This window comes from Lacinutrix neustonica (assembly GCF_026625145.1).
In the GTDB taxonomy this organism is placed as follows: Bacteria; Bacteroidota; Bacteroidia; order Flavobacteriales; family Flavobacteriaceae; genus Lacinutrix; species Lacinutrix neustonica.
In genome coordinates this window covers 2,022,229-2,043,642 of sequence record NZ_CP113088.1, presented here as the reverse complement: position 1 = coordinate 2,043,642, position 21,414 = coordinate 2,022,229, and the positions used below count along the sequence as shown (strand labels likewise).

Annotated in this window: 24 protein-coding genes and 5 pseudogenes; 19 read left to right on the top strand and 10 right to left on the bottom strand. The window is 35.6% G+C overall.

All coding sequences use genetic code 11. The annotated features are described in order from the left end of the window. The first annotated feature begins 40 nt into the window (after positions 1-40). From N7U66_RS11165 to N7U66_RS11145, 5 genes and pseudogenes are all read left to right on the top strand, one after another. Positions 41-511, top strand: a complete 471-nt coding sequence (locus N7U66_RS11165) for a hypothetical protein (protein ID WP_267675379.1) — start codon at positions 41-43, stop codon at positions 509-511. A gap of 12 nt (positions 512-523) precedes the next feature. Next, positions 524-1,597, top strand: coding sequence for a choice-of-anchor J domain-containing protein (locus tag N7U66_RS11160; RefSeq protein WP_267675378.1), 1,074 nt, complete (start codon positions 524-526; stop codon positions 1,595-1,597). 20 nt (positions 1,598-1,617) lie between these two features. Then, positions 1,618-1,893 carry a hypothetical protein gene (locus N7U66_RS11155; RefSeq protein WP_267675377.1) on the top strand — a complete coding sequence of 92 codons (276 nt, stop codon included), beginning with the start codon at positions 1,618-1,620 and terminating at the stop codon, positions 1,891-1,893. After that, on the top strand, positions 1,865-2,200 hold the full coding sequence (locus N7U66_RS11150; protein WP_267675376.1) for a hypothetical protein: 336 nt from the start codon (positions 1,865-1,867) through the stop codon (positions 2,198-2,200). The genes N7U66_RS11155 and N7U66_RS11150 overlap by 29 nt, the downstream gene beginning before the upstream one ends. Before the next feature lie 105 nt (positions 2,201-2,305). Then, a pseudogene (locus N7U66_RS11145) lies at positions 2,306-2,741 on the top strand (hypothetical protein). Positions 2,742-2,809: 68 nt separating this feature from the next. Here the strand turns inward: N7U66_RS11145 and N7U66_RS11140 are convergent. Further along, positions 2,810-3,865 (bottom strand): annotated as a pseudogene (locus tag N7U66_RS11140) (endonuclease/exonuclease/phosphatase family protein). Between the two features lie 133 nt (positions 3,866-3,998). Between N7U66_RS11140 and N7U66_RS21840 the strand changes: the two are divergent. The 11 genes from N7U66_RS21840 (at position 3,999) to N7U66_RS11105 (ending at position 10,352) form a co-directional block, all read left to right on the top strand. Further along, positions 3,999-4,262 (top strand): peptidase associated/transthyretin-like domain-containing protein, encoded by a 264-nt coding sequence (locus N7U66_RS21840; RefSeq protein ID WP_313791181.1) that lies wholly within the window; start codon positions 3,999-4,001, stop codon positions 4,260-4,262. 32 nt (positions 4,263-4,294) lie between these two features. Next, the gene (locus N7U66_RS21835) at positions 4,295-4,762 is read left to right on the top strand and encodes a hypothetical protein (RefSeq protein WP_313791180.1); all 468 of its coding nucleotides are present in this window, start codon (positions 4,295-4,297) and stop codon (positions 4,760-4,762) included. Continuing rightward, positions 4,762-5,151, top strand: a complete 390-nt coding sequence (locus N7U66_RS21830) for a hypothetical protein (protein WP_313791179.1) — start codon at positions 4,762-4,764, stop codon at positions 5,149-5,151. Before N7U66_RS21835 ends, N7U66_RS21830 begins: the two co-directional genes overlap by 1 nt. Continuing rightward, a complete protein-coding gene (locus N7U66_RS21825; RefSeq protein ID WP_313791178.1) occupies positions 5,108-6,298 on the top strand; it encodes a TonB-dependent receptor in 1,191 nt (396 codons plus the stop codon). The genes N7U66_RS21830 and N7U66_RS21825 overlap by 44 nt, the downstream gene beginning before the upstream one ends. Before the next feature lie 148 nt (positions 6,299-6,446). After that, a complete protein-coding gene (locus tag N7U66_RS21820) occupies positions 6,447-6,890 on the top strand; it encodes a hypothetical protein (RefSeq protein WP_313791177.1) in 444 nt (147 codons plus the stop codon). A 34-nt stretch (positions 6,891-6,924) separates the two neighbouring features. After that, on the top strand, positions 6,925-7,230 hold the full coding sequence (locus N7U66_RS11130) for a DUF5689 domain-containing protein (protein ID WP_267675375.1): 306 nt from the start codon (positions 6,925-6,927) through the stop codon (positions 7,228-7,230). Continuing rightward, positions 7,220-7,756 (top strand): DUF5689 domain-containing protein, encoded by a 537-nt coding sequence (locus N7U66_RS11125; protein ID WP_267678518.1) that lies wholly within the window; start codon positions 7,220-7,222, stop codon positions 7,754-7,756. Before N7U66_RS11130 ends, N7U66_RS11125 begins: the two co-directional genes overlap by 11 nt. A 231-nt stretch (positions 7,757-7,987) precedes the next feature. Then, positions 7,988-8,236, top strand: a complete 249-nt coding sequence (locus N7U66_RS11120) for a choice-of-anchor J domain-containing protein (protein ID WP_267678517.1) — start codon at positions 7,988-7,990, stop codon at positions 8,234-8,236. Further along, complete coding sequence (locus N7U66_RS11115) at positions 8,211-8,354, top strand: hypothetical protein (protein WP_267675374.1); 144 nt, start codon at positions 8,211-8,213, stop codon at positions 8,352-8,354. Before N7U66_RS11120 ends, N7U66_RS11115 begins: the two co-directional genes overlap by 26 nt. 65 nt (positions 8,355-8,419) lie before the next feature. Then, positions 8,420-8,857, top strand: a complete 438-nt coding sequence (locus tag N7U66_RS11110; RefSeq protein WP_267675373.1) for a hypothetical protein — start codon at positions 8,420-8,422, stop codon at positions 8,855-8,857. 934 nt (positions 8,858-9,791) lie between these two features. Next, on the top strand, positions 9,792-10,352 hold the full coding sequence (locus N7U66_RS11105; RefSeq protein WP_267675372.1) for a hypothetical protein: 561 nt from the start codon (positions 9,792-9,794) through the stop codon (positions 10,350-10,352). Between the two features lie 562 nt (positions 10,353-10,914). On the opposite strand, the pseudogene N7U66_RS11100 reads toward N7U66_RS11105, so the two are convergent. From N7U66_RS11100 to metG, 5 genes and pseudogenes are all read right to left on the bottom strand, one after another. Further along, a pseudogene (locus tag N7U66_RS11100) lies at positions 10,915-11,819 on the bottom strand (histone deacetylase family protein). Between the two features lie 63 nt (positions 11,820-11,882). Next, a pseudogene (locus tag N7U66_RS11095) lies at positions 11,883-14,002 on the bottom strand (Tex family protein). A gap of 84 nt (positions 14,003-14,086) precedes the next feature. Further along, positions 14,087-14,794: an OmpA family protein gene (locus N7U66_RS11090; RefSeq protein WP_267675371.1), complete on the bottom strand. Its 708-nt coding sequence runs from the start codon at positions 14,792-14,794 to the stop codon at positions 14,087-14,089. A 4-nt stretch (positions 14,795-14,798) separates the two neighbouring features. Continuing rightward, on the bottom strand, positions 14,799-15,269 hold the full coding sequence (locus N7U66_RS11085; RefSeq protein WP_267675370.1) for a lipocalin family protein: 471 nt from the start codon (positions 15,267-15,269) through the stop codon (positions 14,799-14,801). A 316-nt stretch (positions 15,270-15,585) separates the two neighbouring features. Then, a pseudogene (gene metG, locus N7U66_RS11080) lies at positions 15,586-17,646 on the bottom strand (methionine--tRNA ligase). A 466-nt stretch (positions 17,647-18,112) separates the two neighbouring features. Between metG and N7U66_RS21815 the strand changes: the two are divergent. From N7U66_RS21815 to N7U66_RS11070, 3 genes are read left to right on the top strand one after another with little or no spacing between them, the layout of a single operon-like run. Further along, complete coding sequence (locus tag N7U66_RS21815; protein ID WP_313791176.1) at positions 18,113-18,613, top strand: S66 peptidase family protein; 501 nt, start codon at positions 18,113-18,115, stop codon at positions 18,611-18,613. After that, a complete protein-coding gene (locus N7U66_RS21810; RefSeq protein WP_313791175.1) occupies positions 18,576-19,025 on the top strand; it encodes a hypothetical protein in 450 nt (149 codons plus the stop codon). The genes N7U66_RS21815 and N7U66_RS21810 overlap by 38 nt, the downstream gene beginning before the upstream one ends. 57 nt (positions 19,026-19,082) lie before the next feature. Beyond that, on the top strand, positions 19,083-19,442 hold the full coding sequence (locus tag N7U66_RS11070) for a YraN family protein (RefSeq protein WP_267675369.1): 360 nt from the start codon (positions 19,083-19,085) through the stop codon (positions 19,440-19,442). Positions 19,443-19,608: 166 nt separating this feature from the next. Here the strand turns inward: N7U66_RS11070 and N7U66_RS11065 are convergent, their stop codons facing one another. The 4 genes from N7U66_RS11065 to N7U66_RS11050 all read right to left on the bottom strand — a co-directional run bounded on the left by N7U66_RS11065 (position 19,609) and on the right by N7U66_RS11050 (position 21,383). Continuing rightward, positions 19,609-20,007, bottom strand: coding sequence for a hypothetical protein (locus tag N7U66_RS11065; RefSeq protein ID WP_267675368.1), 399 nt, complete (start codon positions 20,005-20,007; stop codon positions 19,609-19,611). A gap of 178 nt (positions 20,008-20,185) precedes the next feature. Then, positions 20,186-20,323, bottom strand: a complete 138-nt coding sequence (locus N7U66_RS11060; RefSeq protein ID WP_267675367.1) for a hypothetical protein — start codon at positions 20,321-20,323, stop codon at positions 20,186-20,188. 1 nt (position 20,324) lies between these two features. After that, entirely contained in the window at positions 20,325-21,242 is a 918-nt protein-coding gene (locus N7U66_RS11055; RefSeq protein WP_267675366.1) for a hypothetical protein, read from the bottom strand. 12 nt (positions 21,243-21,254) lie between these two features. Further along, positions 21,255-21,383 carry a hypothetical protein gene (locus N7U66_RS11050; protein WP_267675365.1) on the bottom strand — a complete coding sequence of 43 codons (129 nt, stop codon included), beginning with the start codon at positions 21,381-21,383 and terminating at the stop codon, positions 21,255-21,257. Positions 21,384-21,414: the final 31 nt, after the last annotated feature.

Genomic DNA, 21,414 nt, shown 5'->3' with positions numbered 1-21,414 from the left:
TTTTAGATATAAAGCAACTGACGCTTTAACTGTAACAGGTATGGCCTCTATAGGTGATTGGAAATGGAAGAGTAATGTATCAGCCATTGTAAGAGATCAAGCAGGTGAAGAGGTAGACGTTGTTGAAGTTTATGCAGAAGATTTAAAAGTAGGCGATGCTGCACAAACAACATTCGCTTTAGGAGTGGATTATCAATTGGCAGCAAAGTCTAATATTTATGTAGATTATAACTTTGCTGGAAATAATTACGCGTCTTACGATGTTACAAATAGAGAGACTAATGATTTACCAGATGTTTGGAGACTTCCTGATTTTGGTCTATTTGATGTTGGTGTAAGACACAGTTTTGATATGGGAGCTTTTGATGCTACTTTAGTTGGTAAAATAAATAACGCTTTTAATACTGAGTATGTTTCAGATGCTAATGATATTGATGGTACTGCCTCAAAAGCTCAGGTGTATTTTGGCCCTGGAAGAACATATAGTGTAGGTTTAAAAGTTAATTTTTAAAAAATAGTTAAGATGAAAAGAATAATTTATTGTTTAGCACTTTTAGGAATAACCTTGTTAGGTTGTAACCCTATGGAAGACATTTATGACGAAATGGATTCATCAGATAATCCTATTGTTGGAGCTGAATCTTACACATTAACAGATGATGATTATGCTGATTTTGATCTTGGTTTTGGTAGCTTTAATTCTGAGCAACAGGCAAAAGATTCAATACCGCAATTGCTAGCGAACCTTTATCCTTTTTGGGGACAAGGATCTTCGGTTTTAGTGAATTATAACCTCTATATCGGTAACGCAGAAGGCGTAAGTGATTTAACGAACTCTGATATTTACACGTTAAGCAACGCAGATTACGCAGCTACAGGAAGTGATGCTTTTGGTTTTTATCCAAATGTAAATGCCACGGCTAAAATTCCAGAGGTGTTAACATCTCAAATTGCAAGTCCAGTTGAAGGACAAATTGTATTAGCAAAATATAAGCAGTATACTGAAACACCTGTAGTAGGTTTAGCGAATTTAGTAGATTACAACTTTGCTGGTAGTTTTGAAGGATGGACACCAGTAGAAGAGTCCGGAGCAGACATCGTTTGGACGTCAGAAACGGGGTATGTGCAAGGGAATGGTTTTTTTGGTGATCAATTTTCAAATGTGGAATGGTTAGTGTCTCCTTCAATCGATTTATCGGGTGAAGACAACCTTAAATTTCAAATCACTCAAGAACTTGATTTCGCAGGCGATACGTCATTAATTAAAATTTTAGTTTCTACAGATTACGCTGGTGATGTTCTTACCGCAAACTGGAATGAAATTACATTGGCCAATCCTGCGACTGGAGATATGGCTTCTTCTGAAGATTATGATTTTTCTGCTTATGATGGTCAAACCATTAATGTGGCATTTAAGTACACATCTATAGGAGATGATCCAGCTACAACAACAGTAGATGAAGGCGATGCAGGACGTTGGAGAATTGCTAGTTTAGCGATTAAAACCCTTGGAGCTACCGGTAACACAAATTCTAAAGGGGAGTACTTTATGTATTCGGTGGAAATTGGGAAGCGGTACAAGATACATACTTTTTAAGTTCTGCAGATTACGATGCTATGGGAACTGGTTCTGGTGAGCCTGGTCAATACAATAACTTTAGTAGTTCTGTTTCTCCAAACAATTATTTGCCAACGTTTTTAGAGTTAAATTTTCCTTACGGACAGGAAGGTCAAGAGCTAGTTGTAATTTATGACTACTACTCAAGTAATTCAGGACCGCAAAGAAGAGGCAATCTTTATACTTTTGTTGATGGAATGTGGAATGCTTACGAATCTACGATAGAAACGTCATTACAGTTTGGTTTTGACAATGGTATTTGGGTTCCGAGATAATACCATACGATACACATTAGAACCTACAGATTATGATTTTGCTGCTGCAGCACTATTAAATGAACCAGGATTTGAAGCGCCGGCAGCAAGTGTAGCCAATTATGGGAACTTTGATAGAAGAGTGGGGAATTCTGCTTATTGGAGTGATGATATGGTTGTGACGGCCTTAGGTATAATCTTAAATAATATTGATCCTTCAGCATCAGAGGAACAAAAGTATATTGTTACAGTTGATATTTATAATGGAAGTAATACTACTGAAGATTTCAGTGTAATAAAAACAGGTGGAGAATGGGTTGCTAACTAATAATTAGTAATTTCGAAAACCAAAAAAAACCGCTTCTTAATGAAGCGGTTTTTTTATGCCTTAATAATTCCTACATTTGTTAAACTAACTTAAAACAAGAAAAACATGTACTCAACAGTTAAAATGCTGCACTCTTATTGGGCTTATTTAGTCTTATTTATGATTGTAGTCGCTACATTTAATGCGCTTATTAAACATTTTGGTAAGAAGGAATATGAAGCCAGAGATTTTAGAGTGGCCTTATTTACATTAATAGTAACTCATATTCAATTATTAATTGGGTTAGTGCTTTACTTTACATCACCAAATGGGTTGCAGAACCTAACCTCTAATGGCATGGGTGGTTTAGATAATGTAGCCGAGACTATTGGCTGTTGAGCATCCTTTAGTGGGAATACTAGCGGTTGTTTTTATTACTATAGGCTATTCTAAACATAAGAAGAAACTTACGTCTGCGGGTAAACTAAAGGCTTTGGCTATTTTTTATTCTATTGGATTATTATTAGTGCTTTCAAGATTGCCTTGGAGCCAATGGTTTTAAAAAACCTAGGCATAAAAAAAGCGATTCATTTCTGAATCGCTTTTTTTATGTTATTATATTTACAGGTATTACTGCACCTCTTTAATCAAATAAATGTACACAGGGAAGTGATCACTAAAGCCGCCAGTAAATCCACCGTCTGCAAAGCTTCGTAGCGGATACCCTTTATAGCGGCCCTTATTATTTGTCAAATAATTTTTATTATAAATTCCGGCTTTGTAATACCTAAAAGAACTAAAATCTGTTTCAATTAGTGGTTTAGTTACCATTATTTGATCAAAAAGACTCCACGAGTCTCTGTAGGCGCCTGTTCCCAACCCTTGTTTTTTAAACATATTAATAAATGGATTATAGATACCCTTAATTTTTACGTTCTTCTTTTTTGATTTAGCCTTTAGAACATCTTTTACACTAGCATTTGTAGGGTTGTCGTTTAAATCGCCCATGGTAATGATCTTTGCATAGGGGTCAATGACCTGTAATGAATCAATAATACGCTTATTTAAGTGAGCAGCAGCGACTCGTTTAGCGCGACTTCTTTCTTCACCACCGCGTCTAGAAGGCCAATGGTTTACTATTATGTGAACCAGTTCTCCGTCTAATTCTCCTGAAACCAATAATTGATCTCTAGTGTAAATACGATTTCTAGTTTGATCATCATATATTTTTAAAGTATGTGAACTTTTAGATATTGGTTGGAATAATGCTTTTTGGTACATTAACCCAACATCTATACCACGTCTGTCTCGGAGAATCGAAATGTACAATAGCATAATCTTTACCTAATAATAAAGGATCATTTGCTAAATCTTCTAAAACAGTTATATTTTCAACCTCGCATACGCCAATAATGGCTGGGCTATTTCCAATGGACTCACTACCGATATCCGAAATGACACGAGCCATATTATTAACTTTTTTTTGTAAATGTCTTCACGATCTACCTTAATTTCCATCATGGGGCTAGCTTCATCGTTTTTTTCGGTATCGTTTACAGTATCAAATAAGTTTTCAAGATTGTAAAAAGCCACAGTATGGATTTTAAACTTCTTTGCCTCTTGAGCGTTAACGCTTATAGCAGTAGCAACAAGCACAACTGCAAGCCATAGTTTTAATTTTTTCATTAATTATAATGTTCTGATTATATTATGCATGCATTCAAAATGCTTGCCAAAGGTAAATGTTTCTAATAAAAAATGTAAATTTGGAAGCTTTAAATATTTAAAGATTAAATTATTATTAACCATTATTTCTAATATGAAGAAAAGTATATTTATTTTTTTGTTTGGAATGTTTTCAATCAGCACAATCCTCGCTCAAAGCACGATTGTAAAAGGTAGTGTTAAAGACGCTGTCACAGATGAGGCACTTCCCAATGTAACAGTAACTATTGAAGAATCGTCATTATCAACAAAAACTGACGCTTTCGGGCAATTTATCTTCGAAAAAGATATTCCTTTAGGAGAGCAATTTTTAAAAATTGAACTTCGGATTATACTTCAAAACGCTTTCCAATCATAGTTAATCAAGGAGAAACTGTAGATATACAGAATATGACTTTAACTTATAACGCGAGTGATAAAAAAGACTTGTATATCATCTCTATTTCTGATGATCAGTTGAATAGCGAAGAGGATGGACTAACGAGTAACGTCTCAGGATTATTACAATCTTCTAAAGATGTGTTTTTAAGAGCTGCCGCATTTGATTTTAGTGCTACGTTTTTTAGACCAAGAGGACTCGATAATTCAAGTGGTAAAGTTTTAATCAATGGCCTTGAAATGAATAAACAGGCCACTGGAAGACCTCAATGGGGAAACTGGGGCGGAATTAATGACTTACAACGTAACCAGGAATTTTCAATGGGAATAGCTCCTAACGATTATAATTTTGGTGATATAGCAGGTACTAATAATATTATTATGAGAGCCTCTAAATATCGTAAAGGAGGACGTTTGTCTTATGCTTCTGCTAACAGAAGTTATGAAGGACGTGTGATGGCTAGTTATAATTCGGATTAATGGAAGATGGTTGGGCATATAGCTTATTGGCATCTAGACGTTATGGAGATGGTGGTTATATAGAAGGTACATTATACGATGCCAATTCTTTTGTCGCTGTTGTTGAAAAACAAATCAGCGATCAACACAGTATTAATTTTACATCTATCTATGCACAAAATAGAAGAGGTAGAGGAGCTGCTTTAACCCAGGAAGTAACTGATTTAAAAGGACGACAATACAACCCTTTTTGGGGAGAATTAAATGGAGAGATAAGAAACTCAAGAATGAGAAAAATTGAAGAGCCAATAATCATGTTAAATCATTATTGGACCATTTCAGATAAAACCTCTATAAATACAAATATTGGATACCAATTTGGAACCTCTCGGAAACACAAGAGTAGATAATGGAGGTACACGTTTAGATAATTCTCAAGGTCAAGATAGTTATATTGGTGGTGCACGTAATACCGATCCAACATACTACCAAAACCTACCAAGTTATTATTTAAATAGAGATGGTGGACCAACAGCTGCCGATTACGAATTAGCTTACGAAGCGCAGCAATCGTTTTTAGAGGATGGACAGTTTGACTGGAATGCATTATATGGTGCTAATGTTAGATCTACTAATCAAGGCTATAATGCCATCTATGCCATACAGGAAGATAGAATTGATGATAAACAATTAATGGCTAACATTATTTTTGACACAGAATTAAATGATAACATTCGTTTAAACGCTGCTGTTAACTATAGAAATTTAAAGAGTGAAAACTTTGCGTTAGTTTCAGATTTATTAGGAGCAAACACATATTTAGATGTTGATTTCTTTTCTGATGAAAATATTCAATCTACAGATGGCGTGCTAACAACAGCACAATCCGACCTTAGAAATCCTAATAGACTAGTAACAGAAGGTGACCGTTATAAATATAATTACGAAGTTGATGCTAACGTTGTTAGTGGTTTTGCTCAGGCGCTTTTTAAATATAGCAAAGTAGATTTCTATTTAGCAGGAAATCTCTCTAAAACCGATTACCAACGTAATGGTTTATACGAAAATGGATATTTTGAAGGCAATTCTTTTGGTAAAGGAGAAAAAATAGAATTTAATAACTTTGGAGTTAAAGCAGGGGCTACGTATAAAATTTCCGGAAAACATTTGTTAGATTTTAATGGGGCATATATGACTAAAGCACCAATTACCGGAAATGTATTTGCAAATGCAAGACAAGCTAATATGGTACTTGAGGATGTAGATAGTGAAACCATTTCAAGTGTAGACGCAAGTTATATTTTTCGTTCTTCAATAGTACAAGCTAGATTAACTGGTTTCTATTCAAAATTTGAGAATGGAACCGACACTGGGTTTTTCTTCAGTGAAGGCGCTGGAAGTAATTTAGTACAGGAAGCCATTACTGGAATAGAGACACAACGTGTAGGAGGAGAATTAGGCATTGAAGCACAGGTAACACCAACAATTAAATTAAAAGGTGTTGCATCTGTAGGACAATTTACTTACACCAATAATCCGAGACCTCACTTATTATAGTCAAGAATTTGGTTCAGGGCGTGCTGTTTTTGGAAATGGAAAAACTAACCTTGAGAATTTACATGTGGCAAGTGGCCCGTAACGTGCCTTTCAATTAGGGTTTGAATACCGTGATCCGGAGTATTGGAATATTGGTATAACTGCAAACATGTTTTCTAATGCTTATGTAGATCCAAGTGCTTTAAAAAGAAGTGCTGCTTTTGTTGCAGATCCAGAATTATATACAGACACACAATTTCAAGATGGTACAGATGAAGGAAATGTTTATGTATTTAACGGAGGAGAAATTAATGATATAGATCCAGTGATTGCAAAAAAATTATTGCAACAAGAACAGTTTGATGATTACATGTTGTTTAATGTTGTTGGTGGTAAGTCATGGAAAGTAGGTGACTATTTCGTAGGTTTCTTTGCAACCATTAATAATGTATTTGACCAGGAGTATAAAACAGGTGGTTTTGAGCAATCAAGACGTGTGGATTACAGAAGTCAATTAGAGGAACAAACCAACGAAAATGGACCAGTATTTGGTAATCGTTATTTTCTTGGAAATGGAACGACCTATTACATGAATGTATACGTAAGATTTTAATTATATTTAGTAAAAAAAAATAAATTCAATAAAAATGAAAAAATTCAATTTAAACAAATTAGCAGGACTTTTAGTTGCTTTAGTTGTATTAACGGGTTGTGTTGAAGACGATAATTTCGAAATTCCTACAGGGATTTCAGGAATCACAGAATATCCAAATGAAGCAGACTTTAATCCACTTAGTGCTGTTTTAGGGAATTATAATAGTGGCAATGGAGATGCAATTACTTATGAAGAAGCAGGCGTTGGTGTCTCTGAGAAATATACTGAAGGTTATGTCGTGTCCAGTGATGAAGGTGGAAATTTCTTTAAACAAATAGTCATTCAGGATAAGCCGTGAAAACCCAACCGCAGCGATAGTTATACAAGTTGATCAAAACCCAATGTTTACGCAATATGAGTTTGGTCGTAAGGTTTTTGTTAAATTAAATGGGTTAAGTGTAGGTCCGGACAATGGTGTCATTCAATTAGGACGTTTAGATGGTAATCAAATAAGCAGAATACCAGCGACTCGAGTTTCTGAATTCATAATTAGAGCTGCAGATGTTGAAACGATTATCGCTAAAGAAGTTAGTATTTCTGACTTTAGTGACGACTTAGAGAGCCAGTATATTCGATTAACAGATATGCAATTTAATAGAAATTTGATGGGATTGTCTTTTGCATCAGAAACTGATGATAGTTTTGATGGAGAACGTTTATTAGAAAGTTGCGAAACTGGAGCTTCTGTCATTTTAAGTACAAGTACATTTTCAGATTTTAAAGGGTTACAATTACCTGCGAATAGAGGAACTATTGATGGGATATTGACAAGAGATTTCTTTGATGAGTTTTATACTATTTATATTAATACTCCGAAGCAATAAATTTTGATAATGAAGAGCGTTGTGATCCAATAGAATTAGATTGTGGTATTGCTGCGACAACAGGAACAAATAGCCTTTTTAGTGATGATTTTGAGACTCAAACAAACAACACACTAATTAGTGGAAATGGCTGGACAAATTATATCCAAGCAGGAACAGAGGGATGGGAAGCGTATACTCAAAGTGGTACAAATTCTTCTTTAGGTCGTTCTGCTAGAGTAGGATCATTTAATTCACGGTGATGCTAGTTCAGTAGCGTGGTTAATAACACCAGCAATTGATTTAGACGCGAATAATGGTGTTACAATTAATTTCAAGACCTCTAATAGTTTTGCAGATGGTAGTAACATGGAATTATTGTTTTCTACAGATTGGGACGGTACAGAAGCTAATATAGCGTCTGCTACTTGGGGAATTTTACCAGCAGCGTATATTGTACAAAATTCAGATTTCTTTGGTGATTGGTTGGATTCTCGGTAATGTAGATCTTTCTTGTGGTACAGGGGTGATTCATATTGCGTTTAAGTATACTGGAAGTGGAGATCAAAGTTCTGATGGTACTTATGAGTTAGATGATATTAGTATTGACGCGCAATAGAATATTGTAAAATTATAGTTAAAAAAACCTGCTAGTTATTCTAGCAGGTTTTTTACATTTACCCCATGACAGTATTCGATAAAATATACCTCTTTATTTTCACGTATTATAAGGTACGTTACAAACAAAAAGCTAACACTATAGCCTTAGTGTATACCTCTGTGCTCCAAATGAGTTTAGTGTTCCTATTAGGTTGTTTTTTTGCGGCATTTGCCAGTCAGTTACATGTGGATAGTTTGTCTAGTGAGAAATCATGGTTTCTGTTTGTTATACTGTCTATCGGGATTTATTATAAAAACTGGATGGGATACAGTGGGCAAACCAGAAAGATATTAAATGCGAAGTTTAACAAAATTAAAACGCCGCAATACAACATAACTTTGCTTTTCACACTGCCATTTATAGCTATTGGTATGGGTCTCGGTGTTTATACAGGCCTTATAACGAAAGGGATGAAATCAAAAAACCACTTGAAAGGATCAAGTGGTTTTTCTCGCTATTAATCAACCAACATATAATTAGTTTTAGGGATTCACTAATTATTTATTATACCATAAGTAGTAGTATACTGAAATGTCTTTTTTAAAGGCTAACGTATTACCGTTTTGCTTACACAAATATACGACGAAGTGTGTGTTTTGTAGGACGAAATGTAATAATCGGGCAAAATAGCGTATAGTTGGATATTTATGCGATTTTTCAAAAGAGCTTTTGGGTCTAGCGAAAAGTATTGGCGTACGCATTAATAATGGATCTTATTTCCGGAGAATAACACCACCCATACTGCGCATGACAGGGTTGTTATTAGTCTTACAACGTGCTAGCACAAATTGATCCCCCCTACGAAGTTTGCAACTTCGTAACGTTTACAGTAAGTATTTATTTTAATAACTTCGAAATTGCAAACTTCGAAGAGCAGAGGATTTTAGCCTGAAGGAAAGACACTATACGGAATATTTTGAATAGTTATCACTTTATCTTATCCAATAGCCGTCTTAATATTTTCATTCGGAAAAAACAAAAACGACAGTTAACAAGTGCTAAGGTAAAAAACAAATAGACTTCTTTTCATTTTTACCCCATTCATTACTTATAAAGAGCATTATATTATTTACAGCCCTAAAATCGGCCTTATCGTCAGATTATAGTTTACTATACAAAATAAGTGTTTTTTAAATTTTAGGCATACACTATTTGGGTCATCTGTAGGGCCCATTTTATCTCTTCTATCGCCTCTAAAACAAGAGCAGATTATTATAAGATTATTTTTGGGTTAAACTGTCATTAACTTTGTTGAACGACTAGGGATACCTTATATTTTTTTTCTAGTTTTGCCCCGAAATTTATGACTAGTAGCGCGCGATATTAGTATATTATGAATTTCGAGACCTATTAAAAAAGTAAACCTTTAAAAAAAACAAACCATTTAAAATTATCATGAAAAATCGTATATTATTAATCATAGGCTTAACCCTCTTTTTAACCGCTTGTGAACAGTCCGATATTACTATTGAAACACCAGCTGAAGTTTCACAAGAACAAGTCCAAGAAATACTTATTGACGCTTCACAGGAACAAGCCAAGAGTAGTAATTCAGAGACAGGCATTTACTTTACCATGGGGTATAACAAGCAAGTTTTAATTATTAGCCGCAGAGGTTACAATACAGAGAGCATAAGAATTGCTTTTACCGGGATTGACGATAGTCGTTGTCCAGTGAATGCTAAGTGTATTACCCAGGGGGCTGCTAAAGTACAGCTTTCTTTTACAGAAGAGAGTGGGGCCTCAGAAACAGTTCCAATGTGTATTGGTGATTGTTATGAATTAGATCGCCCATTTGATAACGAAGCCAAGCTTAGATTGGAAGATGAACTAGTATTTGAGCTTAATAACGCCTATTTTGCATTAGTGTTAAAAGACGTTACTCCTGATCTAATGGCTGGTTTTCCTACATTAGAATCTGATTACGCAGTTGAAATGCAGATAATAGCCCTATAAACTAATAGGTTGTTGGCAAACCAACTAACACTTTATTAAAAACCCACAAGATTTTTTTCTTGTGGGTTTATTATTTTTAGGTATTCCTTATTGATTCAAGTTCTAGAGCTTTACGTGTGAGCTTCCCTTGAAACCTATTGGTTGATTTCCTTATGTGAAACTTGTAACTCGCGCTTTAGTAAGTATCTGTTTAATGCACAACCATCGAAGCGTTCGATTAATAATATTGAATTTCCCCCTCATAGATTAACTACAATTTTGGATTACCGCATCTTTTAGGAGTGATCTGTTTTAATACAAGCTTTAAAAAAAATGAACAAAACTAAAAAACCACTTGAGGGGTGTCAAGTGGTTTTTCTCGCTATTAATCAACCAACATATAATTAGTTTTAGGGATTCACTAATTATTTATTATACCATAAGTAGTAGTATACTGAAATGTCTTTTTTAAAGGCTAACGTATTATCGTTTTGCTTACACAAATATACGACGAAGTGTACGGTTTATAAGATGAAATGTAACAATCGGGCGAAATAGCGTATATGTGGGTCACTACTGGGAATTAAAAAAAGAGCTCTTGGGCTAAACGAAAGGTATTGGCGTGCGCTTCAATTATGGTTTTAATTTCCGGAGAATAGCCGCCTCCCATACTACACATGACAGGAATATGATTGGTCTTACAAAGTTGTAGCACCAATTGATCTCCGGCTTTACATCCAGCAACCGTTAAGGCTAATTTGCCTAATTTGTCGGTGCTAATTACGTCCACACCACATAAGTAGTAGATAAAATCCGGGTTTACCTCCTGGATTAGTTTTGGAAGTGTGTCTTGTAAAATAGCGAGGTATGCTGCATCGCTTATATTGTTATCCAAAGCAATATCTAAATCACTCTGCTCCTTTTTAAACGGATAATTGTGTTTGCCATGCATTGAAAATGTAAATACAGAGGGATCATTGGCAAAAATCTCTGCCGTCCCATTGCCTTGATGTACGTCTAAATCAACAATTAAAATTTGCTTTGCGAACCCTTTTTTTGAAGGTATCTAGCGCCAATCGCCTGGTCATTGAGCATGCAAAAGGCCTCCCCTTTATTGGTGTAAGCGTGGTGTGTGCCTCCTGCTATATTCATGGAGATACCATATTCTAAAGCAAATTCACTGGCTTTAATCGTACCATCGACAATGGTGATTTCACGTTCGACCAAAACTTCACACAGGGGGAACCCTATTTTTCTAGCGGCTTTAGTCTTTAAGGTGATGTTGAGTAAATCGTAAAAATAGTCAGGGGTATGAACCGCTAAAATAGGTGCCTCATTCAGCATTCGTAAAGGCTCAAAAAAATTTTCGTTTGTACAAGTGCCTTCATGAATGAGCTGCTGCGGTAGTAAGTCGTATTTTAACATGGGAAAGCGATGCCCTTCCGGCAACGGATGACAGTAAATTGGATGATAAGCGATTTTTAGCATGAACTTAAGTGTTGTAAAGCTTTTACGTTGAGTACCATAGAAAGCCTTTCAAAGCAAGCCTGATTAGTTTTCTAACTTTAACTGGATGCGTTTTCTAGGGACATCTACTTCCAAAACTTTCACCAGTATTTGTTCATTTAAGTGTACATGTTCATTAACATCTTTAACAAAACGATCACTTAAATTCGAGACATGGATTAAGCCACTTTCTTTGATACCAATATCAACAAAACACCCAAAGTTTGTGATGTTGTTTACGATGCCTGGAAGTAATTGACCAGTATGCAAATCGGTAATGGTCTTGATGTTTTCATCAAAGGCAAACATTTTCGCTGCTTCACGAATATCTAGACCCGGCTTTTCCAGTTCCTTGACGATATCTTCTAAGGTTAATAACCCAACCGTCTCTGTACAGTAAGCTTTCAAATCAATGTTTTGAAGAAGGTCTTTATTTCCAATCAATTCAGAAACGGAAACACTTTTGTCTTTCGCCATTTTCTCAACAATCTTATAACTTTCAGGATGCACTGCAGAATCATCCGGAGGATTTTTTGGCTGTTTAATTCTTAAAAACGCCGCGCCTTGCTCAAAGGCCTTTCCTCCTAATCGCGACACTTTTTTAATGTCGTTTCGAGATTTGAAACTACCGTGTTCGTTTCTATACTTGAAAATATTTTCAGCCAATTTAGGTCCTATGCCGAAACATAACTTAAAAGAGAGGTACTGGCTGTATTAATATTTACACCTACAGCATTCACACAATTTTCCACCACAACATCTAATGACTTTTGGAGTTTAGTTTGGTCTACGTCATGTTGGTATTGTCCCACACCAATAGATTTAGCATCAATTTTCACCAACTCTGCTAAGGGGTCTTGTAAACGGCGACCAATAGATACCGAGCCGCGGACGGTCACATCGTAATCTGGAAACTCATCCCGTGCTATTTTTGATGCCGAATAAATACTGGCTCCCGCTTCACTGACTACAAATACCTGAATCTCGTTTTTGAAAGACACTTTTTTAACGAGCGCTTCGGTTTCACGGGATGCGGTTCCGTTTCCTATAGCAATCGCTTCTATTTTATATGCCTCAGTTAACGAGGCTAATTTTTTAATAGCACCAATACTATCACTTTTAGGCGGATGCGGATAGATGGTTTCGTTATGTAATAAGGCACCTTGTGCATCTAAACATACGAGTTTACATCCCGTTCTAAACCCAGGGTCGATGGCTAATATGCGTTTTTCACCCAAGGGTGAGCCTAAAAGAAGTTGTTTTAAATTATTTGAAAATACGTTTATTGCATCAGTATCGGCTTTTTCTTTTGCCTTTTGAAGTGCTTCGTTACTTAAGGAAGGAAGTAATAAACGTTTGTAAGCATCACTAATTGCAAGTTCTAATTGATCGGCACAAGCGGTATTAGAATTTATAATTTTCCGATCTATATTTTCTAACGCTTTAATAGCATCCACTTCAATTTTCACGCGAATAAACCCTTCGTTTTCAGCCCTTAAAATAGCAAGTAATCTATGAGAGGGTATTCGACTTAGACTTTCGGTCCAATCAAAATAACCTCTAAATTTCTGAGCTTTTTCATCTTCCGCTTTTGTTTTAACGACCTTGGTTGTTATTTGGGCATGACGGTCTAATTGGTTTCTTAGATTATTTCTGATATCTGTACGTTCGTTAATCCATTCAGAAATAATATGTCTTGCACCCTCTAAGGCGGCATCAATAGTTGTGAGTTCTCCTTTTACATATTTTAAGGCAATAGATTCGAGATCATTGGCGTTCTGTGACATAATGATTTTAGCCAAGGGCTCTAAGCCATTTTTACGCGCTGTTTCGGCTTTGGTTTTTCGTTTCTTTTTAAATGGGAGATACAGATCTTCAAGCGTTGTTAAATCTGTTGCAGCCTGTATTTTACTTTTTAGAGTTTCTGTTATATCGCCTTGGTCTTCTAGAGCCTTTAAAATAGTTGTTTTTCGTTTTTCTAGCGCTTCAAACTGTTCTTTGTACTTTACGATATCTCCAATTTGAACTTCGTCTAAATTGCCTGTAGCTTCTTTTCTATATCTAGAAATAAAGGGGATAGTACACTCTTCATTTAATAAAGCCACGGTGTTTTTAATCGAGGCATCAGATAAATTGGTATGGGACTGTATGTATTTTAAAAGCATAAAAAAAGACCTTATTTTTTACTTAATAAGGTCTTGTAATATATTTAACTCTGTTTAATTTTCCGAAGAAAAACTAAAAGATTTCTAATTTTCTCCAGATTGCGTTTTAGCATCTTCAATCATTTTCTCATTTGGCAAAATAGCAACGTTTACACGTCTGTTTTTTGCTCTACCCTCTGCAGTACTGTTGTCATGCATTGGCTGAGATTCTCCAAACCAATTAGTAGTGAATCTAGAAGCGCTTAACCCTTTTCCTATAAGATAATTGGTCACGGCGTTCGCTCTGTTTTTAGATAACGTCATGTTGGCTTCGTCTGAACCAACACTATCGGTATGACCAACAACTAAAATATTAGTATCTGGATATTCTCTAAAAACATTTGTTAGTTTGTTAAGTGATTCTTGAGAGGCCGCATTAACATTGTATTTGGCCGTGTCAAAAAACACGCCACTATTTTCATCGAAAGTGATAACGATAGCGTCATCCACACGTTCTACTTGCGCACCAGGAATTTCTTCTTCAATTTTTTGTGCTTGTTTGTCCATTTTAGAACCAATTAAAACACCAGCACCTCCGCCTACGACTCCACCAATAACAGCGCCTAGTTCACCATTACCACCTTTACCTACATTGTTACCAATAATGGCTCCTAAAACGGCTCCACCAGTTGCCCCAATTACGGCACCTTTTTGTTTATTATTTGCGTTTTTTACTGCTGTACAACTTGAAATACTAACGATTAAAAGGAGAGCAGATAATGTTATTAATGAATTTTTTATTATTAATTTCATGTTTTTATAGTTTTGAAAAGTTCATATTAATTGTAAATGGTTTTCCATCTACTGATACAGTTTGTTGCCATTGCATGTTCATCTCTGAAAGTTGAGAGAGTTTTAGTCTAAAGCCTTGATTGGTTTCACTGTTTCCCTTAGCATCCGTTGGCTTTAATAAGAAATGATACAATCCTGTAGTTTCGTCTACTTCTTGAATGGTAAAATTAAAATTGCGATCTCCAGTAGCACAATCGGTGTTGGCAATACTGTAAACTCCAGTGTTATTATTTGGTATAAATTGCCATTGACTTTGTTCAAAGCATGCCTTGGAAACGTCATTAAAAATATTGACTTTGTAAGTGCCCGCTTCACTATAATTAATTGAATTGAGTACCCATTGTCCTTTAATAGTACTTTTTGACTGTCTTACAGTCTTTGATGCACCACAACTAAAGAGTAATGCAACAACTAAAATGGTTATTATTTTTTTCATAATCATGAATTATTGTTATATAGTTCATATAAAAGTACTGAGGATTAATTCAGGATTTATTAAAAAAAAACCAATTACCATAACTTTAACTAAGTGTGCGTTATTCGTCGTCAATATGTGCTCAATAGCTGAGAAAGTTCCAGCATTGAAAGGCGTGTGTCCTTCTGTACCCTAATGATAGTGTATGGGGCAGTGAAGTCAAACGACTAGGGAATGTTATAATTGTACGTCTTTAGTTTGGTGTAAAACGGAGAAGACCTCACCGCTTTTTAAAAATGGTGAGGTCTTCTTTAACTCATATATAGTGAGGTCTACTCTAACTTATATGTAATCCGTTGGAAACATTGACATCATCTGGGTTAACAAACACCAATTGGCCTTTAGCTGTTTCGGTCATTAAAATCATGCCTTGGCTTTCTACGCCACGTAAGGCTCTTGGTGCTAAATTTACTAAAACGGTTACTTTTTTGCCTACGACCTCTTACGGGGTGAAACTTTCAGCAATCCCGGATACAATGGTACGTACATCAATTCCTGTGTCTACTTTTAAAACTAATAGTTTTTTCGTTTTAGGCATTTTTTCAGCTTCCGGAATCGTGCCTACTCGAATATCTAATTTTGTAAAATCATCAAAGGTAATGGTCTCTTTTTGTGGTTCTAAAACTTTGTTTGCAGCGTCGTTAGCTACCTTACTTGCTTCTAATTTGTCCCGTTGTGCTTGTATTTCGCTATCTTCAATTTTACTAAAGAGCAGTTCGCCTTTCCCTATGTGATGTCCCGCAGGTAATAAGACGTCTTTAGTAGAAATCTCTCCCCAGGAGGACTCCGCATCTAGTGCCGTATGGCAAAGGATGTTTTTTAATTTAGCAGAAGTGAATGGCAAAAATGGCTCACTTAATGTAGCCAAAGCAGAGGCGATTTGAAGGGCAACATACATAATGGTTTTTGTACGTGCTTCATCTGTTTTTACTAATTTCCATGGCTCTTCGTCTGCCAAATACTTGTTTCCAAGTCGCGCTAAATTCATTAATTCTTGAGACCCTTCTCTAAAACGATAACGCTCTAATGAGCTTTCAATAACAGATGGGTATGCCTTAACCGCAGCCAACGTTTCTTCATCTAATGCTGAAAATACGGCGGGTTCAGGAACATGTCCTTCATAATATTTATTAGTTAAAACGACCACGCGATTAATAAAATTACCAAAGATGGCAACCAATTCGTTATTGTTTCTCGCCTGAAAATCGCTCCAAGTAAAATCGTTATCTTTTGTTTCTGGCGCATTTGCCGTTAGTGCATAACGCAAAACATCTTGCTGATTAGGAAAATCAACAAGATATTCGTGAAGCCAAACCGCCCAGTTTTTTGAAGTGGATAATTTGCTGCCCTCTAAATTTAAAAACTCATTGGCAGGCACATTATCCGGTAAGATATAAGAACCTTCAGCTTTTAGCATGGCGGGGAATATAATACAGTGAAATACGATATTATCTTTACCAATGAAATGCACGAGTTTAGTGTCTTCATCTTTCCAATAGGGTGTCCAATCTTTACCTACACGTGCTGCCCATTCTTTAGTGGCAGAGATATAACCAATGGGTGCATCGAACCAAACATACAAGACTTTGCCTTCGCCTCCAGGAACTGGAACAGGAATGCCCCAATCCAGGTCACGTGTTACTGCTCTTGGTCTCAAACCATCATCAATCCACGATTTTACTTGTCCGTATACATTAGGTTTCCAATCTTTTTTATGACCTTTAAGAATCCAATCTTTTAAAAATTGTTCATGCTTATCTAATGGCAAAAACCAGTGTTTTGTTTCTTTTAAACTAGGAACATTTCCTGTGATTGCAGATTTAGGGTTGATTAAATCGGTCGCATTGTGGCTGGTGCCACACTTTTCGCATTGATCGCCGTAACTTTCTTCATTACCACATTTCGGGCAAGTACCCACTACAAAGCGATCTGCTAAAAACTGATTGGCCTCAGCATCATACAACTGTTCTGATACTTCTTCGATAAATTCGCCCTTGTCATATAATGTTTTAAAAAACTCGGAGGCGGTGTCATGGTGAACCTTAGCCGAAGTACGCGAGTAGTTGTCGAATGTAATTCCGAAGTCTTCAAAAGAGGCCTTGATTATTTTATGGTATCGGTCAACGATTTCCTGAGGCGATACGCCTTCCTTCTTAGCTTTTATAGTAATAGGGACGCCATGTTCATCACTTCCACAAATAAAAGCGACATCGTTTCCTGTTAATCTTTTATAGCGCGCATAAATATCTGCTGGAACATAAACCCCTGCCAAATGGCCAATGTGTATGGGGCCATTTGTGTACGGTAAAGCAGCAGTAATCGTATATCTTTTCGACATGTTTTGAATCTTTTGGTGCCGTAAAATTAAGGATTTTAGGTGAAGTTATAATATAAAATAAGCCTTTAGTGTGGGCCAGTGTTTTTAATGGGTGTTTTATGTAATAACGAGGCAGTCGTTTCGTTTTACTTTAGGGGGCCTTATACATTGAAAAAGAATACCTGAGTGGTCTCGAAATTAATTTGTGTTTTAATTTAATCTTTTGGAAGAGTCCGTCATTTATAAAAAATAATTAGGTTTTAAGTGTCGCTTGTTCTTTTTCACATACCGCAAGGTTAATAACAATATGTGGCGTACTGAAAGCTTAATCTGAATGACGGTATCCTCATTAATCTTTTAATAAAATGTGTATTTTTACAGTATGATTAAAAATGTAGTATCTATTTCTTTATGCTGTCTCGCTTTTTTCTTTGGAATAAATTTGGCGAAGGCACAAGCATTTAATTCGCAAAAAAACAAGACCACTTTGATACAGCCTCCATATTTAAAAGCGGGTGATACCGTAGCCATTGTTGCGCCTTCGGGAATTCTTAAAAACCGGAATGATGAAGTGTTAACAGCTAAAAAATTATTAGAAAGTTGGGATTTAAAAGTCCTCGTTGGGAAACATGTTTTTAGTAAAGCCGATCATTTTGCTGGTACAGATGCCGAACGCTGCGAAGATTTTCAAAACGCCTTAGATAATCCAAATATAAAAGCGATTTGGAGTGCCCGTGGAGGCTATGGTACCGTTCGCATTTTAGATCATTTAGACTACTCAAAATTTTTAAAATCGCCGAAATGGATTGTCGGCTATAGTGATATTACTGCACTACACAACCAAGTACACACTAAGGGGGTAGAATCCATACATGCATTAATGTGTGTGAGTTTAACCGATGATTTATCAGAAATAAAAGAGAGTATAGCCACTTTTAAATCGGCTATTTTTGGAACACCTTTACGTTATACATTATCTCGGTTCTAAATACAACAGGGAAGGGAACTCTACCGGCCAATTGGTAGGTGGCAATTTAACGATGCTGCACACTATGTTGGGGTCAGACACGAGTCTTACGATGGATAATAAAATATTATTCATTGAAGAAATTGGTGAATATAAATATCATATTGATCGTATGTTACAAAGCTTAAAACGCGCAGGCTATTTTAAAAACTGTAAAGGAGTGATTGTGGGTGATATGACAAAACTAAGGAAGAATACAACACTTTGGGGAACCAGTGTTGAACAGCTTGTTTTAGATGCGTTAGCGGAGTATGATTTTCCGATTGCATTTAATATGCCTGCCGGTCATGAAGATGATAATCGGGCAATGATTTTAGGGCGAACGATCGAATTAAAGGTTGAAAAAGAAAAGACGACTGTTGTTTTTCAATAGTAGAAAAACATTCAAATAATTACGTGTAGGATGTGTGTCCTGCGCTCTTAGGAATTTATGGCACAACATAACGCACTGGGTAAAAAAGGAGAACAACTCGCCGTCGATTTTTTAATTAAAAATGGCTACGATATTGTGGCACGCAATTACCGTTTTGATAAGGCTGAGGTAGATATTATTGCAAAGTTAGAAGAGACGCTTGCTATTATAGAAGTAAAAACCCGTTCGACCATTGATTTTGGTAATCCACAAGACTTTGTAAAACCAAAACAAATTCAACGCTTAGTAAAAGCCGTGGATGCCTATGTTAACCTTAATGGATTAGAGGTAGACGTGCGTTTTGATATAATTGCGATAGTGAAAGAAGGAAAAACATTCACTATCGAACATTTGGAAAATGCTTTTTATCATTTTTAACAACACTTTTTCTGTAGTAACTTTTAAATACAACAGGTATAAACTCATTGCTCAGAAGCTCAAAGATTTCGTGTCACGTATGCTTTTAATCTTATATATCATAACAAGTTTCCATAAAAAAAGCGACATTCAACGTCGCTTTTTTATTAATTATTTTAATCTTGCGTTAATCTTTAGGAAGAACACCGTCCTTATTAATCATTTCTGAATCTTTAAAACGTAAGGTTTTCCAAGACGTCCCTTTAAGCCCGTTTAATACAAATTCTTTGTTATCTATCGCCACTGTAAATTGAAAGTCTGTCAAGTTTTTATCTACGGCATTAGATGCTGCGTTTGCACCAACTATACCGTATTGATCTACACTCTGTGCACTTTTATTTGTTTGATTGAATTCTAAGTCTGTCCAAGCGCAACCCCTAACACAATTGAGTTTTATGTTCTGTCCTGCTTTGTTAACACTTATAATAAAGTCATTAGAATTGGATTGTGCCGAGGCAACAGTTGTCGTGAGCATGAGCATCATTAAACCTAAAACAGGTAGTACTAATTTTGAAATTCTTTTCATGATATCTAAAGTTTTAAATTAATTTTCTTTGTTTGATTGTAATAAATTGTCAAAATAAGGCTTGAATTCAGTAAAATCATAAGGTTTCGCTACTATTGTTTTGTTTTTGTCTAAAATAAAATAGCTAGGGGTCGCTTTAGCATTATATCTATTGCCTATTTCGTTTTCCCATTTGCCTTCACCAAAAACATGATAAAAATGGGGATAATCCGAGAATCATATTTTTCCAGCGATATTCATCGGTATCCAAGGCCACAGCCACCACTTGAAGTTGTCCTTCTTCTAGAGTTTTAGTATAATCTCTTAGTTTTGGCATTTCATCTAAACAATGCGAACAGGTGGTATTCCGAGAAAACAATTAAATAGTTTTCTGCGGTATCTAATGCACTTAATGTTTTAAGCGTGGTCTTATTTTTTTGGTCTTTTATTTCAACAGCGAAATCAGGCGCTGTTTTACCTATAGACGCCATCTCAAAATAGATAATATTGTCTGCTAATTCTTTATCCTGAGTGGCTTGAGCGATGGCTAGTAAATATGTAGTCCCAATATAATTAGCTAAGGTTTCATTGTTAGCATTAACAAACTTATTCCATAAAATCTTTAAAATCGTTTTCTTAACCTTAGGATTGTTTCCTATTTCTTTAACCACGGTATCTACGTTTTTCATATAAGAGACCCCTTGATTATTAGGGTCTACAAAGCCGAAAACATAATTAACTGTATTACTAATTAAAAAATTAGAGTTTTGAAGTTGTGTGTTTCCAAAATCAATATTCTTAAAGTAATTGGCTTTGACGTGATTAGAAAACGTCATCAAATCTTCATACTTAGTAGGAATATAGGGTTTACAGGCTTTAATAAAATTATGAACGACCATCCCTTTAGACGCTTTTTCAAATTCTAATTGGGTGCGTGCTAAAATATCAAAAATCTCCTTGAACCCCTTTTTGTCATCTTTTTGAGAACCATAATAATTACGGATGCTTTTATTCACTAAGGCGATACTTCTGTTATACGATTGGTATAATTTATTTTCTTGAGATTTAGTAAACGACACCCCTTTTTCTAAATCAAATTGAAGTTCAATATTTTCTTTGCCATTCAAAATAAAATCAAAATTATGTTCGTCTTGAGGCTGGGCATAAACAATACGATAGGTGCCAGGAATAACAGCAGTCGTGGAATCTAATTTTAGTTCAAATTCACCTTTTTTATTGACTTCTGCATTAGCCACAAAAAGAGACGTTTACGGAGTTACACGATACAAAAAAGCAAAAGTAAATTGCTCTGCTGGTGAAAAAGTACCTTTAACCGTATGCTGTGCAAATAACATAACGGGTAAAATGGTAAATAGGAAAAGTGATTTTTTAGTCATTACTACTAGTTTTTCTTCAACTTAGACAAAA